Annotated in this window: 15 protein-coding genes; 4 read left to right on the forward strand and 11 right to left on the reverse strand. The window is 74.1% G+C overall.

Annotated elements, in window-relative coordinates; genetic code table 11:
* Positions 1-56 precede the first annotated feature (56 nt).
* The 10 genes from CLV37_RS25195 to CLV37_RS25240 form a co-directional block, all read right to left on the reverse strand.
* Entirely contained in the window at positions 57-716 is a 660-nt protein-coding gene (locus tag CLV37_RS25195; RefSeq protein WP_106215508.1) for a hypothetical protein, read from the reverse strand.
* Positions 717-1,549: 833 nt separating this feature from the next.
* On the reverse strand, positions 1,550-2,167 hold the full coding sequence (locus tag CLV37_RS25200; protein WP_106215509.1) for a nucleoside/nucleotide kinase family protein: 618 nt from the start codon (positions 2,165-2,167) through the stop codon (positions 1,550-1,552).
* Entirely contained in the window at positions 2,167-2,841 is a 675-nt protein-coding gene (locus CLV37_RS25205) for a histidine phosphatase family protein (RefSeq protein WP_106215533.1), read from the reverse strand. The genes CLV37_RS25200 and CLV37_RS25205 overlap by 1 nt, the downstream gene beginning before the upstream one ends.
* 38 nt (positions 2,842-2,879) lie before the next feature.
* Entirely contained in the window at positions 2,880-3,869 is a 990-nt protein-coding gene (locus tag CLV37_RS25210) for a fumarylacetoacetate hydrolase family protein (RefSeq protein ID WP_211298946.1), read from the reverse strand.
* Positions 3,866-5,005 (reverse strand): FAD-dependent monooxygenase, encoded by a 1,140-nt coding sequence (locus tag CLV37_RS25215; protein ID WP_106215510.1) that lies wholly within the window; start codon positions 5,003-5,005, stop codon positions 3,866-3,868. Before CLV37_RS25215 ends, CLV37_RS25210 begins: the two co-directional genes overlap by 4 nt.
* Before the next feature lie 26 nt (positions 5,006-5,031).
* Positions 5,032-6,015: a cyclase family protein gene (locus tag CLV37_RS25220; RefSeq protein ID WP_211298947.1), complete on the reverse strand. Its 984-nt coding sequence runs from the start codon at positions 6,013-6,015 to the stop codon at positions 5,032-5,034.
* A complete protein-coding gene (locus tag CLV37_RS25225; protein WP_106215511.1) occupies positions 6,012-7,187 on the reverse strand; it encodes an alpha/beta hydrolase family protein in 1,176 nt (391 codons plus the stop codon). Before CLV37_RS25225 ends, CLV37_RS25220 begins: the two co-directional genes overlap by 4 nt.
* Before the next feature lie 3 nt (positions 7,188-7,190).
* A complete protein-coding gene (locus CLV37_RS25230; protein ID WP_106215512.1) occupies positions 7,191-8,216 on the reverse strand; it encodes a VOC family protein in 1,026 nt (341 codons plus the stop codon).
* Positions 8,217-8,318: 102 nt separating this feature from the next.
* Positions 8,319-9,551 (reverse strand): MFS transporter, encoded by a 1,233-nt coding sequence (locus tag CLV37_RS25235; protein WP_106215513.1) that lies wholly within the window; start codon positions 9,549-9,551, stop codon positions 8,319-8,321.
* A 132-nt stretch (positions 9,552-9,683) separates the two neighbouring features.
* Complete coding sequence (locus tag CLV37_RS25240) at positions 9,684-10,571, reverse strand: LysR family transcriptional regulator (protein ID WP_245885869.1); 888 nt, start codon at positions 10,569-10,571, stop codon at positions 9,684-9,686.
* Between the two features lie 239 nt (positions 10,572-10,810).
* Here CLV37_RS25240 and CLV37_RS25245 point away from each other — a divergent pair, with 239 nt between their 5' ends.
* Genes CLV37_RS25245 through CLV37_RS25260 form a run of 4 tightly spaced genes read left to right on the forward strand, consistent with a single transcriptional unit; the run spans position 10,811 to position 14,630 of the window.
* Entirely contained in the window at positions 10,811-11,605 is a 795-nt protein-coding gene (locus CLV37_RS25245) for an SDR family NAD(P)-dependent oxidoreductase (RefSeq protein ID WP_106215514.1), read from the forward strand.
* Between the two features lie 42 nt (positions 11,606-11,647).
* Positions 11,648-12,490: an IclR family transcriptional regulator gene (locus CLV37_RS25250; protein WP_245885876.1), complete on the forward strand. Its 843-nt coding sequence runs from the start codon at positions 11,648-11,650 to the stop codon at positions 12,488-12,490.
* Complete coding sequence (locus CLV37_RS25255; protein ID WP_211298948.1) at positions 12,487-13,641, forward strand: aromatic ring-hydroxylating dioxygenase subunit alpha; 1,155 nt, start codon at positions 12,487-12,489, stop codon at positions 13,639-13,641. Before CLV37_RS25250 ends, CLV37_RS25255 begins: the two co-directional genes overlap by 4 nt.
* Positions 13,638-14,630 carry a PDR/VanB family oxidoreductase gene (locus CLV37_RS25260; protein ID WP_106215515.1) on the forward strand — a complete coding sequence of 331 codons (993 nt, stop codon included), beginning with the start codon at positions 13,638-13,640 and terminating at the stop codon, positions 14,628-14,630. Before CLV37_RS25255 ends, CLV37_RS25260 begins: the two co-directional genes overlap by 4 nt.
* Positions 14,631-14,666: 36 nt before the next feature.
* On the opposite strand, the gene CLV37_RS25265 is transcribed toward CLV37_RS25260, so the two are convergent.
* Positions 14,667-15,362: a YoaK family protein gene (locus CLV37_RS25265; RefSeq protein ID WP_106215516.1), complete on the reverse strand. Its 696-nt coding sequence runs from the start codon at positions 15,360-15,362 to the stop codon at positions 14,667-14,669.
* Between the last annotated feature and the right edge of the window lie 37 nt (positions 15,363-15,399).

Below are 15,399 nucleotides of genomic sequence, written 5' to 3' on the forward strand. Positions count from 1 at the left end.
GAGAGGTCCTTCGAAGCATCACGCGGTGGCCGCCTTCTACGTGTCAGCCACGCCTGTCACCGGCCTGGTCGTACACCACTCTGGTGGACACAACCGTCCACCACCAGCAGCGCTTCAACGGAGGCTCCGACGGGACACACCGACAGCGCCAAGAACCGCCCGTCGGGGGACCACTGCGGTTGGGTGTCGCGCTGCCTGAAGTAGCCCATGTAGGTGTTGTCGAAGACTCGCTGCACGCTCACAGTGAGGTCCGGCCCACGCAGGATCGACAAGGTGATGGACCGGTTTTCGACTGCCGACTCATCGATGACCACTGCGAGATCTTGCTCGTTCGGGGCCAAGCTGTAGTGCAGAGTCTGTGATCGCCCTCGCCGGATGCACGGCGTCATTCGCTGTCGTCCGGTGGCGACGTCGATCAAGGCCAGCTGCTCCTCCTCGTTCGGGGTGTAGCGACGCCCATCGGCGGTGTTCTCACCGTCGGCGGGGATCAGCCCCAGCAGGGTCTGGCCAGAGGTGCTGAGAATCAAGGAGTGCAGGTTCGCCCCCGGCCCGGCCTCGAGAGGGTGCAGGTCCGCCAGCAGCCGCCAAGCGATGCCCTCATCGGTCTCGAGCAGCAACTGCGGGGTGCGGCGATGGGGGTTGGGGTTGTTGACGCGCAGGCTGGCCGTCCCCAGAGCGCGGACAGAGCCCACGGTCACGAGATCCCCCGGCTCCACACCTGTCCACCGTACGGCTGATCCGACAGACGCCTCACCGCAACAGCGATCTACCGGTCATCCCGCGTTGTGTGCGCTGTTGGGGAGCGGCTGACACCGGCTCAGGTCTACGACTGTCACCGATGTCTTGACACATCGAGTGTCACCGATGTCCTGGTGCAGAACCGTCACCGATGTCCTGATACATCACAGTTGGCGTTCACCTGTCGATCGTCATTCGATAGCTGTCGAACAGCGATGAGTTCACGTGGCGGATCGGCGCAGGTCGCTACCGCGCGGTCATCCCGTGGTGCGCGCAGCGCACGATCGTCATGCCGTCCGATCCGTGTCGCGCGAGACAGCGAAGACCGCCAGCACACGATCAGCAGGTGGGACGCTCACCTGAGGCGATCAGGGAGGAAGCACCACGGACGACCGTCAGAGCCAGTCCGACCGGTGTCCGCACGGCCCCGACGTGCTCCCCTTCGCCAGCGGCGACGAACCCACGCCCTTCCAACGCCAGAACGACCCGCGAGCCGCTCCTCGACGCACCGGCGAGATCGTGGCCCCCTGCCGGCGATCGCCCCGGTCCTCTGGCTCCTGCTGACCGGGCGACGTCGCGGTCCGCCCTGCGGGCGACGTCGCGGTCATCAGCGCGAGCCGTGCCCTCAGCTGGAGGACACCGACGGCTGAGGCCGTGGGCGGGGAGGCCCTGGCGTCGCTCCGCCGCTCCGACCGACTCGCGGTCCCGGCACGTCGTGCGCCGTCGTGGACGGCCGGGACCTCCTGCCCCCGCGGTTGTCACCGAATTCCGACGGACCGGCTGTCGCGGCGTCTTGAGACGTCGCAGCTCCTCAGCCGGGGTCCACGACCCGGTCGGCGCGGTCGCGGCCGGCGGCGATGACCGCCGCGTTCGCCTCGTCGCTGCCCAGCGCCCACGCCCGCGCGGCGGCGGGGTCCTTGCCGAACGCCACGTGCCGGGCGATGAGCCGGCCGTGCCGGACCTCCTCGGCGGGCTGCACGTACCAGGTCTCGTCGATGAGCCCCTCCAGCGCCGCCCACGGCCCCTCGCGCAGCAGCAGGTAGTTGCCCTCGGTGAGGACGAGGGGGACCTCGCGCGGCACGGGCAGGGCCGAACCGACGGGCTCCTCGATCTCGCGGCGGAACTCAGGCGCGTGCACGACGTCCTCCTCCCCCGAGCGCAGGCGGCGCAGCAGCGAGACGTACCCACCGGCGTCGAAGGTGTCGGGCGCGCCCTTGCGCTCGCGCCGGCCCAGCGCCTCCAGGACGACGTTGGCGTAGTGGTAGCCGTCCAGGGGCACGACGACCGCCAGCCGCGGCCCGAGGTCGCCGGCCAGCCGGGCGGCCAGCGTCGACTTGCCCGCCCCGGGCGCGCCGACGAGGCCGAGGATGCGCCGCTGACCGGTGCCGGCCAGGGCCCTCGCCCGCGCCAGCAGCTCCTCGTAGGCCATCAGAAGACCGATCCCGGTTCGGCGGCGGGACCGGCGCCGGCGACCTCGGCCTGCTCGGCGTCGACGACCGCGCCCATCCAGCGCACGCAGGTCCAGCCGTCCTCGGGGCCACCCTCGAGCTCGACGACGCCGGTGTTCTCCAGGCCGGTCGCGACGACGAACTCCGGGGAGACGTTGCGCACCCGCGACCCGGCCCAGGTGCGGATCGCCGCGCCGTGGCTGACCAGGGCCAGGGTGTCGACCCCGGCGGCGCGGGCCGCGGCCAGCGCAGCGGCGACCGCGGCGTCGTAGCGGGCGAAGAAGGCGTGCCCGTCCTCGGCGCCCGGTTCGGCGACGGACAGGTCACCGTGCAACCAGGCGGCGACGACCTCGAGGTAGCGGCGGACTGAGTCGTCGTCGCCGAGCATCTCCAGGTCCCCGGCCTCGATCTCGCGCAGCCCGTCGGCGACGGCCACGTCGAGGCCGAGGTGGGCGGCCAGCGGCGCGGCGGTCTGCTGGGTGCGCACCAGCGTCGAGGCGGTGATCGCCCCGATCCCCCGCTCCCCCAGGGTCTGCACGAGGGCGGCGGCCTGGTCCCGGCCCAGCGGGCTCAGGTCGGCGCCCGGGACGGCGGTGTCGAGGAGGTGGTCGACGTTCGACTGCGTCTGACCGTGGCGGACGAGGAAGAGGCGCACGCCCGTCACTCAACCACGAGCCCGGTCCCCGCCCCGGCTCACACCTCCCGGGTCCGGCGTCGCGACCTGGCCCGCGCCCGCGGCACGACGGGCAGGTCCGCGAGGTCGCGGCCCGCCACGACCCGGTTCTGCACGGCCCCGATGCCCTCGACCTCCAGGCGGACGGCGTTCCCGGGCCGCAGCGGCGGAGGGTCCTGCTTCCCGCGCCGGCCCCACAGCTCGGCCAGGCAGCCGCCGTTGCCGCACGTGCCGGACCCCAGGACGTCCCCGGGCCGCACCCACGTGCCGCGCGAGGCGTAGGCGATCATCTCCTCGAACGTCCAGCCGGCGTTGGACAGCAAGTCGTGCCCGACCCGCTCGCCGTCGACGAACGCCTGCAGCCCCAGGGCCAGGAAACCCTCCCCGTCGCGGAACCCCTCCAGCTCGTCGGGGGTGACGATCCACGGCCCGAGGGTCGTGGCGGTGTCCTTGCCCTTGGCCGGGCCGAGGTTCACCCGCATCTCGCGGCGCTGCAGGTCGCGGGCCGACCAGTCGTTGAACACCGTGTACCCGAAGACGTGGTCCCCGGCCCGGGCCGGGTCGACGTCCCGGCCGGGCGCCCCGACGACGACCGCGACCTCGAGCTCGAAGTCGAGGACGGAACTGCCCGGGGGGACGGGGACGTCGTCGTGGGCGCCCACGAGCCCGTGCGGGTTCGTGAAGTAGAACGTCGGCGCCTCGTACCACTCCGGCACGACGGCCGTGGAGCCGTCGACGCTGCGCACGACCCCCTCGACGTGCTCCTCGAAGGTCACGAAGTCGCGGACCGACGGCGGCTGCACGGGCGGCAGCAACCGCACCCCGGCCACGGGGACGGCCGGGCTGGAACGCAGCGCCCAGTCGGTGGCCTCGCGGGACGAGCCCGGCACGGCGGCCAGGTCCAGCACGGTGGTGGTCCCCCTCAGCGCGTGCAGGACCTCCTGCCCCGGCTCGCCCACGACGGCGGCGGTGAACTCGGTGCCCTCGTGGCGGGCGCGCGCGAACCTCACGCCGGCACCGCCACGAGGGCGGAGACCCGGCGCAGCAGGCCGGGCACGTCGGCCTCCTCTCGGGGAGCGTGCTCCAGCATCCAGCGCCCGATCTGCACGGAGGCGTCGACGACCTGGCGGGCCCGGTCGCGGCGGCGGTCGGCGTACGCCACGAGCAGGTCCTCGGAGAACTCCTGAGCGCCGGTGAGCAGTTCGGCCAGCACGGCGGAGTCCTCCAGCGCCTGCGCCGCGCCCTGCGCGATCGTGGGCGGGCAGGAGTGGACGGCGTCGCCGACGAGGACGACCCGGCCGCGGTGCCAGGGGCCCTCGACGAGGTGCGTCTCGAACCGCGTGTAGTTCACGGGGGTGGCGTCGGTCAGGCTCTCCCGGATCGCGTCCCACGGGCCGTGGTAGGCCCCCGCGAGGTCGCGCACGACGGCGACCTGCTCCTGCCGGCTCAACCCGGAACGGTCCTGGACGTCCTCCACGAGGTAGGCGTAGGCGGAGTCCTCCCCCGTCGGGCAGTACCCGGCGATGTGGCAGGGCCCGCCGTACGTCAGGTCGGTGCGCACGACGTCGGCGGGGCGGGGCACGTGGACGCGCCAGATGCCCATGCCGGTGCCCACGGGTTCGGCGTCGACGCCGATCGCGCGCCGGGTCCACGACCGGATCCCGTCGGCCCCCACGACGAGGTCGTAGCGTCCCGACCCCCCGTCGGAGAACCGGACGTCCACCCCGTCGCGGTCCTGCGTGAGTCCGGTGACCGAGACCCCGAACCGGACCTTCGCGCCGACCTCGGCGGCCCTGTCCAGCAGGATCCCCGCCAGTTCCGGGCGGGACATCCCCAGCGTCGCCGGCAGGTCCTCACCGCCCGTGCGGACGTCGGGGACCTCGGCGAGCAGGGTCCCGGCCGGGTCGGGCGCGCGCAGGCCCAGGGAGTCGAACGCGTAGCCCCGGGCCTGGACGGCGGGCCACACCCCGAGGTCGCGCAGCACCCGCAGGGCGTTGCCCTGCAACGTGATGCCCGACCCGGCGCCAGAGGTCCCGGGCCGCGCCTCGACGACCTCCACCTCCACGCCGGCACGGGCGAGCAGGATCGCCGCGGCGCACCCGGCGGCACCGGCGCCGACGACCAGGACGGAACGGACTGCGGGCATCGTCGCCCCACCTCCAGGGTTGGAACTCACTTCAACGCGATCGGGTTGAGCGGGGCACCCACCGCGCCGGTCACCGGCAGCGGGGCCGCCACGAGCAGGAACTCGTACCGGCCGTCCGCGGCGCAGTCGGCGGCCAGTTCCTCCAGGGCCCACATCTCCCCGACGAACAACCCCATGTTGGGGATGACGACCTGGTGCAGCGGCTGGAACGCCACGTCGAACTCGTTGGGCCGGACCTCGAAACCCCACGTGTCGGTCGCGACGGCGGCGATGTCGTGGGCGTGCAACCAGTCCGCGGTGGTGAACGACATCCCGGGGGCGGGGCCCCCGGCGTACTCGCCCCACCCCTCGCGCAGCGTGCGGCCGTACTGGCCGGTGCGCACCAGCAGCAGGTCCCCGGCCCCCACGGCCGCACCCTGCGCCGCGATCGTCGCGTCGAGGTGCTCGGGCGTGACGGCGAAGCCGTCGGGCAGTTCACCGCGCTCGTCGCCGAACACCCGGCCGACGTCGAGGAGGACGCCGCGGCCGGTGAGGTCTGCGGCGACCGTCTCGATGCCCGTGCGGGAGTCGCCCAGCGACGTGACCACCTCCCCGGCCCGGCGCCCGTTCCAGGTGCGTCCGTGGTCGAAGATGTGCCCGAGGCCGTCCCACTGCGTGGAGCACTGCAACGGCATGGCCACGACGTCGTCGGCCCCGCCGAGGCCGTGCGGGAAACCCTGCACCCCGGCTTCGGCGTCGGTCCCGGTGTCGAGCATGGTGTGGACGGGGTTCGTGCGCCGGCGCCAGCCCTTCTGCGGGCCGTCCATCGAGAACTGCTGCGCGAGGGAGAAGCTGCGCCCGGTCCGCACGAGCCCCGCCGCGGCGCGGCGGTGCTCGTCGGTGATGAGGTTCAGCGTGCCCTTGACGTCGTCGGCGCCCCAGCGGCCCCAGTTCGAGACGCGCGCGACGGTCGCCGCGATCGCCCCCTCGGGGTCGGTGCGGTCGAGCGCCACGAGCGGTTCGGCCGTCACGCCGTCCTCCCCGTCGTCCTCGCCGTGGTCCCGCCCAGCCGCTCGGCGACCCAGTCGGCGATGAGGTCGGTCGCGACCGACCCGTTGTCGACGCTGGAGTGCGCCGTGCCGCCGGTGCGGTCGGTGAACACGACGAGTTCGCGGTCCGGGGAGTTCACGAGCTGCTCGAACGTCCGGTGCGCGTACTGCAGCGGGATCTGCCGGTCGTGCTCGCCGTGGGTGACCAGGAAGGGCACCCGGATCCTCTCCACGACCCCGTCGAGGTGCATCCGCTCGGCGACCTCGAAGAAGTCGTCGAGGTCCTTGGTGCCGAACACCCACTGCACGTGGTCCCAGTAGTGCGGCACGGGACGTTCGCCCTCGCGTTCGCGCCGCGCCTTCTGCACCGCGCGCCAGTCGTGGTTGGCGCCCCAGGCCACGCCGAGGGCGAACCGCGGCTCGAAGGCGACGGCCCGCGGGGCGTAGTACCCGCCGAGGGACACCCCGAGCAGGCCGACGCGGTCGGCGTCGACGTCCTCGCGGGCGGCGAGGAACTCGTAGACGGGGGTGGCCCACTGCTCGGACTCCGGGGTGGCGTGCAGCTCCTGCAGGCGCAGCGCCTCCCCCGTGCCGGGCTGGTCCAGGCACAGCGTCGAGACCCCTCGGGCGGCCAGCTTCGCGCCGGGCCCGGTGCGGTGCAGCATCTCCTTGGTGGAGTCCAGGCCGTTGACCATGACGAGCAGCGGTCTGGGGCCGTCCCCGGGGGCCGTGGTCAGGATGCCCGTCAGCACCGTGCCGGCGTAGGGGATCTCGACGCGTTCGGCGTTCTCCCCCGCGAGCTCGACCCCGCGGTCGAAGGTGCGCCGGAACTTCGCGTACAGCGCCACGCGCGGGGCGTGACCGGCGGCCTGCATGCGTTCGCCGGTGAGGAAGTAGGTCGCGGCGCGGCCGAGCTTCTCCCCGGCCGACAGCAGCCGCCCCTTCGCCTCGTCCTCGGCGGCGAGCTCGACGAGGGTGTCGCCCTGCCGTTCCCAGGCCGCCATGAGGTCCTCGGTGCCGGCGTCCTCACCGCGGGTGGCGGCCTCCAGCAGCGGACGGCAGACGGTGTCGACCTCGCCGATGCGGGCCCCCATCTCCATCGCGAGGTTGACCGACAGGTTCCAGACGTAGTTCCCCGGGAAGTACTGGAACACGGCTCAGCCCTGGCCCTGCAGCGCGTAGGGGTTGAGCAGCGCCTCCTCGGTGCCGGGCAGGACGCCCTCCTCGGTGGCGGTCGGCTTGCCCGGGTCCGGCGGGAACGACTCGGTCATCGACATCGGCATGGCGCCGTTGCGGTAGATGCTGTTCGAGCCCAGCGACGGCTTCCAGGCGTTCGGCTCCCAGTCCGGGACGTAGTTGCGGTAGCCGCCGGTGTTCAGCTCGACGCGCATGCCGCCGGGTTCGCGGAAGTACAGGAACGTCTGCTCCCCGACCCCGTGGATCGAGGGACCGTACTCGATGTCGACGCCGTTCTCCATGAGGACGTCGGCCGCCACGAGCAGTTCCTGGTGGCTGTCGGTCCAGAAGGCGATGTGGTTGACGCGGCCGCCGAGCTGGGAGGAGTCCAACACGCACCCGAGGTCGTGGGACTTCTCGTTGGTGGTCAGGACGCCGAACACCGTGACGGGGGCGTGGTCGAGCTCGGTGAAGGCCATGGTGCGGAACCCGAGGACCTCGGAGTACCAGGCGGCGAAACCCTTCACGTCGGTCGCGGCGACCGTGACGTGGTCCAGGAACCGGGGGGCCGCGGCGTGCGAGGAGCGCTTCTCGGGGCGGTCGGGGAAGATCGAGGTGAGCTCGGCCGGCGCGGAGTGCTTGGGCACGTCCCAGTACAGCTCCATGGTGTGCCCGTAGGGGCCGGTGAACCGGAACGAGCGGCCGTGCCCCTGCCTCTTGTCGAACCAGGTGCCCTCGACCCCCTTGCCCTGCACGCGACGGGCGGCCTCCTCCAGGGCGTCCTCGCTGCTGGTGCGCCAGGCCATGGTCACCAGGGCCGGCTGCTCACCGGGCGAGATCACGAGGCTGTACGGGTAGTAGTCGCCCCAGCAGCGCAGGTAGACGCTGCCGTCCTCGTCGCGCTGCACCTCGCGCAGGCCGAAACCCTTCTCGAAGAAGGCGACGGACGCCTCCACGTCCGGGGAGGAGATCTCCAGGTGGGCCAGGTGGGCCAGCAGGTTCGTCATCGAACGGTCCTCTCGGTGTCTTCGGGGTCACCGCCGCGTGCGCGAGGCGCTGCGTCGCGGCCTGCCTCGACTGTGCGGCACGGCGGGGTCATCAGGGAACAGCTACTTCACGATGGTGGTCATCGACCGGGTGGATGGTCCCGGCGCGAGGCGCACGAGACGCGTGAGGACGGCGAGCGCCAGCGCGAGCAGGGCGACGGCACCGAGGGCGTGGGGCAGCGCGCCCAGCCCCGCGGTGAGGGCCAGCACCACCAGCGGGCAGGCGAACTCCCCCGCGAACAGGGCCGAGGTCCACCAGCCGGTGGCCCGGCCCCGTTGTTCCAGCCCCAGCCCGCCGAGGGCCCACGTGAGCACCGACGGCAGGAGCAGGCCCGTGCCCGCCGAGGCGAGCGCGGCGGCGACGAGGGCGGTCGGCACGGTCGTGGCCAGGGCCAGGCCCGCGAGCCCGGCGCCGGCGAGGGCGAAGGCCACCGGCAGCAGGACGCGCGGGCCGCGGTGGGCGACGCGGGCGAAGGAGGCCGCGCCCGCGCACGTCGCGACGGCGGCGGCCGCGCTCACCGCCCCGACGGTGGCCGTGGACGTCACGCCGAGGGCGTCCAGGGCGAAGGACAGCTCGACGATGGGCGTGTAGAACACCAACCCCCCGGCCAGCGTCACGAGCAGCGGCAGCAGCAGGGCCCGGCGGTCCAGGGGCGGCAGGGCGCCGGTCCGGCGCGGCGCGGGTTCGCGCAGCAGCGCACGGGCCGCGACCGCGCCCGCGACGCCGATCGCGTACAGCCAGAACGGGGTGCGCCAGTGGTCGGCGGCCAGCGCCCCGCCGGCGGCGATGAAGACGACGGCGGACAGGCTGGTCGCCACCGTCTGCAGACCGAAGTACCGGTTGCGCCGGGGGCCGTGGAACAGGTCGCCGATGAGCGTCGTGCAGCACGTCATGACGCCCGCCTCGGCGATGCCGACGAGGGCCCGGCTCGCGACGATCGCGGGCAGGGAGTCCAGCCACAGCGGCGCCGTCCCGAACAGGGAGTACAGGACCAGGGACACCGTCAGCACCCGGACCCGTCCGGCGCGGTCGACGACGCGGCCGGCGACGGGGGCCAGGACCGCGATGGCCAGCGCGGGCACCGTCAGGGACAGCGGGACGAGGACGTCCAGGCCGGGCTCACCCGCGAAGGCGCGGGCGATGCTCGGCTGGACGGGGGCGATCAGCACGGCGCCGAGGACGGCGAGCGTGCTCAGGGCGACGAGCAGGACCCCTTGCGGCGCACCGGCACCGGCGGGCTCGGGCGGCGCGGGGTCCTGCGTCGCGGACGTGGGGGGCTGGGCAGCAGTGGGCACGCGGACCTCCGGGAGTCGCCCGCTCCGTCGCAGGCGGTACCGGGAGTGTCGGCGCACGACGGGACCGCTGGACAGAGCGATCTGCTGAGGTCGGTCATCGACGCGGTGGATGCCCGGCGGACGCCGGGCCGCTCACCGCGGGACGTCGGGCAGGGTCGCGGCGGCCCGGCGCACGACGTCGCGCAGCCAGGTGTGCTCGGGGTCGGCGGTGTAGACGGGGTGCCACCACATGGCCTCCAGCAGCACACCGACCTCGACGGGCGGGGCGAGCACGCGCACCCCGGCGTCCGGGGGCAGCCGCAGGGCCAGCCGCTCCTGCAGCAGCGCGATGCGGGCGCTGCCCGCGACGAGGGCGGGGACGGCGAGGAAGTGCTCGGTGATGACCTGCACGTGCGGTTCGACGCCGAGCATGCGCATCTGCAGCGCGGCCGGGGTGGCGGCGACGGGCCCGTGGTAGGTCACCACCCACGGCATGGACCGCAGCTGCTCGACGGTCAGCTCGTCGTCCACGTCGGGGTTGTCCTGCGCCACGAGGCAGACCCAGCGGTCGCGGTGCAGGTCCTGGTGCGGCAGGTCGGTCAGGAAGCCGTGCGGCAGCAGGAGCAGGTCGGCGTCGACGAGCACCCGTTCGGCGTCCTCGACGACGGAGGGGGTGTTGACGGAGAACCGCAGCCGCATCCCGGGGGCCTCACGGGCCAGCAGGGCGGTCAGCGGGCCGCCGAGGACGGTCTCGGCGTAGTCGCTGCTGACGATGCGGACGTCGCGGACCGAGGACGCCGGGTCGAAGTCCGGGTCGGCGCTGAAGACGCGCTCGGCCCCGGCGAGGGCGACCCGGACCTGCTCGCGCAGGCGCACCGCCAGCGGCGTCAGCTGGTGCTCGTTGCCGACCCGGGTCAGCAGGGGGTCGTCGAAGTGCCGGCGCAGCCGTGCCAGGGAGGCCGACAGGGCGGGCTGGCTCAGGCCCATGCGGGTGGCCGCGCGCGTGACGCTGCGCTCCTGCAGCAGCGCGTCGAGGGCCACCAGCAGGTTCAGGTCGAGGGTGCGCAGGTTGACCCGGCGCGCGGCCGTCCGGCGCGCGCCGCCGTCCGGTGCGTCCTTCGCGTCGATGGTGGGTACCGTCCCTCCTCCTGGACCGCAGCCGCGGCGCTGCGTCCCCCGATCATCGCGGCTGAGGGCGGTGCTCCGTCATCGAGGGGGCTGATGCCCCGGATCAGGGATGGCCGCTTCCCTGCGGCCGTCCAGGCCGGGAGCGTGGGGACGTGGACCCGACGCGCGACGAGGCGCCGCTCACCCCCCGGAGCACCGGTGACCGCCTGGGCGGCAAGGTGGTGCTCGTCACCGGGGCCGGTCGCGGTCAGGGGGCCGAGGAGGCCCGGCTGCTGACCGCCCTGGGCGCCGAGGTCGTCGCCGTCGACCTCGCCGACGAGCCCGCCGAGGACCTCGGCGGGGCGCTCTACCGGCGGCTCGACGTGACCGACGCCGGGCGGTGGGCGGTCGTGGTGGCCGAGGTGGTGGCGCGGCACGGCCGCGTCGACGGGCTCGTCAACAACGCCGGCACCACGTGGCGTGCCCGGCTCGGCGAGGTGTCGGTGCACGACGTCGAACGGGTCCACGCCGTCAACGCGACGGGTCCGCTGCTCGGGATCCAGGCGTGCCTGCCGCACCTGCCGCGCGGCGCCTCGGTCGTCAACGTGGGCTCGGTGGCGGCCCTCACGGGCCACTTCCCCGTCGCGTACACCATGAGCAAGTGGGCGCTGCGCGGGCTGACGCGTGCGGCGTGCCTGGAGCTGGGGCCGCGCGGGATCCGCGTCAACGCCGTCCACCCCGGCTACGTGGAGACGCCGATGACGGCCTCGGCGTCCCCGGCGTTCCGGGCGGCGAACCTGGCCGAGACCCCGCTGGGCCGCGCCGGGACGGTCGCGGAGGTGGCGGCGGTCGTGGCGTTCCTGCTCAGCGACGACGCCGCCTACGTGTCGGGGGCCGAGATCCCCGTCGACGGCGGCCTGACCGCCCACGGCGGGGTGAAGTCCATCTCGGACGCGGTGGGCCGCTGAGGCACCGGGACCACGCCGTCACCGCGGGAGCAGGATGGCGCGGTGACGCTGACCTCGCGGACCCTGGACCTGCTGTCCACCTTCACGCGCGAGAACCCGTCGATGCGCCTCGGCGAGCTGGCCGACGCCGCCGGCCTGCCGCTGACCACGACGCACCGCATCGTGGCGGACCTGCTCGCGTGCGGTGCCCTGGAGCGCGACGCGTCCGGTGCGCTGCACATCGGCCTGCGGCTGTGGGAGATCGGCTCGCTCGCCCCCCGCGGCCACACGCTGCGCGAGGTCGCCCTGCCCTACCTGGAGGACCTGTACGTCGCCACGCGCGAGAACGTCCAGCTGGCGGTCCGCGAAGGGTTGGAGAGCGTGTTCGTCGAGCGGCTCACCGGCCGCACGGCGGTGACGGTGATGACCCGGGTCGGCGCGCGGTTCGCGCTGACCTCCACCGGCGTCGGGCGCGCGCTGCTGGCCCACGCCCCCGCGGCCGTGCAGGAGGAGGCGCTGGCCCGGCCGGTCACGCGCTGGACGGAGCACACCGAGACCGACCCGGTGCGGCTGCGGGCCGTGCTCGCCGAGGTCCGGCGCACGGGGGTGGCGGTCAGCGACCGCGAGGTCACCGACGACGCCGTGTCGGTCGCCGCGCCGGTGCGCGGACCCGACGGCGAGGTCGTGGCGGCGGTGTCCCTCGTCGTGCGCTCCGGCACGGTCTCGACCGCCGCGCTGGTCCCGGCGGTGCGCGCCGCCGCGCTGGGCGTCTCCCGCAGCCTGGGCGCCCCGTCTTCCGCAGAACGGAAGAACGGCTGGCGCGAGGCGCCGGGGGCGGACCACTCTCCACGGACCCGCGCGAGGACGCGACGGGCCGTCGAGAGCACGTCGGGAGAACCACCGTGACCGAACTGGACGCCCCCGGCCGGGTGGCCGCCAAGATCTTCCCGCACCCCCTGAACGCCTGGTACGCCGCGGCGTGGGACCACGAGGTGACCGCGAAGGCGCCGATGGCGCGGACCGTGGCCGGCAAGCCGCTGGCCCTGTACCGCACCCGGGACGGCCGGCCGGTCGCCCTGGACGACGCGTGCTGGCACCGGCTGGCGCCCCTGTCGATGGGCACGCTCGTGGGCGGCGACGGCATCCAGTGCCCGTACCACGGCCTGCAGTACAACTCCGCCGGGCGCTGCACGCTCATGCCCGCCCAGCGCACCGTGAACCCCAGCGCGCTCGTGACGTCGTACCCCGTCGTCGAGCGCTACCGCTACGTCTGGGTCTGGCCCGGCGACCCGTTGCTGGCCGACGCCTCGACGATCCCGGACATGCACCAGATGGACTCCCCGGAGTGGGCCGGGGACGGCCTGACCATCGAGGCGCCGTGCAACTACCAGCTCGTCCTGGACAACCTCATGGACCTCACCCACGAGGAGTTCGTCCACGGCTCCAGCCTGGGGCAGGCCGAGCTCAGCGAGAGCGAGTTCACGACCCGCCTGGAGGACGACGGCAGCGTCACGGTCACCCGCTGGATGCACGACGTCGAACCCCCGCCGTTCTGGCTGAAGAACATGCGCGACCGGTTCCCCGGGTTCTCCGGCCGCGTCGACCGCTGGCAGGTCATCCACTACCACGCGCCCTCGACGATCTGCATCGACGTCGGGGTCGCCGAGGCGGGAACCGGTGCCCCCCAGGGCGACCGCTCGCGCGGCGTCAACGGGTACGTCATGAACACCATCACCCCCGAGACCGACACGTCCTCGCACTACTTCTGGGCGTTCATGCGCAACTACCGGCTGGACAGCCAGCTCATCACGACCCAGCTGCGCGAGGGCGTGCGCGGGGTGTTCGCCGAGGACGAGGCGATGCTCGTCGCCCAGCAGCGGGCCATCGACGCCAACCCGGACAAGGTGTTCTACAGCCTCAGCGTCGACGCCGGCGGGATGTGGGTGCGCCGCCTGCTGGACCGGATGCTCGCCGCGGAGGGGCGGGCCGTCGCGGCCGACGAGACCCCGGACGTGACCTCCGAGGACACCTTCGGCGACACCTCGGTGCCCTCGTGAGCGCAGCGGCGCACCCGTGGCGCGAGGCCCGGGTCGTCGAGACCGCGGACGTCGCGCTCGGGGCCCGGCGGATCGTGCTGGAACTGCCGGGACCGACCCGGCGGGCGGACCCGGGCAGCCACGTCGACGTGCGCGTCCCGGTGGCCGGGCGCAGCGAGCACCGCTCCTACTCGGTGGTGGACGGCTCCCCCGACGGGCGCCGCCTGGCGCTGACGGTGCGCCTCTCCCCCACCAGCCGAGGCGGTTCGGCCCACCTGCACTCCCTGCGGGCCGGTGACGCGCTGACGTGCACGTCCCCCCTGCAGAACTTCCCGCTGCGGATCGGGGCGGAGCGCTACCTCCTGCTCGCCGGGGGCGTCGGCATCACGGCGCTCGCCGCGGCGGCCCGCGTCCTGGCCCGGCAGGGGGCGGCGGTGACGCTGGTCTACGCGGGCCGCTCGCGCGACCGGATGCCCTACCTGGACGACCTGGCCGCCGAGCTCGGGCCGAACCTGCGGGTGCACGTCTCCGACGAGGGCGACCGCCTCGACGTGCCCGCCCTGGTGGCCGGGGTGGCCGCGGACGCCCCCGGCACGGAGGTCTACGCGTGCGGGCCGCTGCGGATGCTGGAGGACCTGACGGCGGCGTGGGCAGTGGCGGGGCTGCCCGCGGCGAACCTGCGGTACGAGACGTTCGGCACCTCGGGCCGGCACGAGGTGCAGCCCTTCGAGGTCCGGCTCCCGAGCCGCGGGATCAGCGCGCGGGTCGAGCCGGACGGCACGATCCTGCAGGCGCTGCAGGCCGCGGGGGCCGACCTGATCTACGACTGCCTCAAGGGCGAGTGCGGGTTGTGCGTCCTGCCCGTGCGCGCGACCGTCGGCGACCTCGACCACCGCGACGTGTTCCTCAGCACCGAGCAGAAGGCCCGGGGGGACCGTCTGTGCGCGTGCGTCTCGCGGGTCACCTCCGGCGTGCCGGGTGGGGGGGTCGTCACGCTCGACCTGCCCTGAGCACCGCGGCGACCGGCCCGGACGGGGTCGATCGGGTCAGGCGGGGTCCTGGGCCGGGGCGCGCCGGGAGTCGAGGGCGAGCCGGCCGAGGACGACGAGCAGCAGCGCGACGGCGCCCCACACCGCACGCTCGTGCCACCACCGGGAGGCCAGCGCCCCCAGGACCGCACCCGCGACGAAGGTGGACGTGATGGTCGCCAGGTCCAGCGCCCGCCGGCGCGCGGCCCGCTCACCGCGGCTCAGCCAGCGGTGCGCGACCTCCACGAGGCTGCGCAGGTTCCCCGTCGCGATGGTCGAGCTGTAGGCCGCCCCGCGCACCGACCGGAACGTGTTCATCTGCAGCGCGGCGGCGAACGCCACGACGGCCGAGGCGCCCAGGGTCGTGGCCGTGTCGGGCCCGGCGGCGGGCCAGAGGCCGACGAGTGCCAGGAGGACGATCTCGGCCAGCAGGACGACGGCGACGGGCCGGCCGGTGAGGCGTCGCCACCGGGGCGTGGAGGCCGCTTCCACCACGGCGGTCCCCAGCAGGAAGGCGAACAGGCTCGGCAGGTGGCGGGCCGCGCCGGCCCAGTCGCAGCCGCCGGCGGAGGCGGCCATGAGGACGAGGTTGCCGGTCTGCGCGTTGGCCATGACGCCGCCGCGCACGACGTAGGTGTAGGCGTCCAGGAAGCCGCCGGCCGCGGTCAGCAGGGCCGCGACGGCCACCGGTTCGGGACGACTGCGCAGCGGCACCGCCCCAGTGTCCGGGGTGGGCCGGCGGCGCGGGCAC

Origin of the sequence: Kineococcus rhizosphaerae (assembly GCF_003002055.1) — a bacterium.
Taxonomy (GTDB): domain Bacteria; phylum Actinomycetota; class Actinomycetes; order Actinomycetales; family Kineococcaceae; genus Kineococcus; species Kineococcus rhizosphaerae.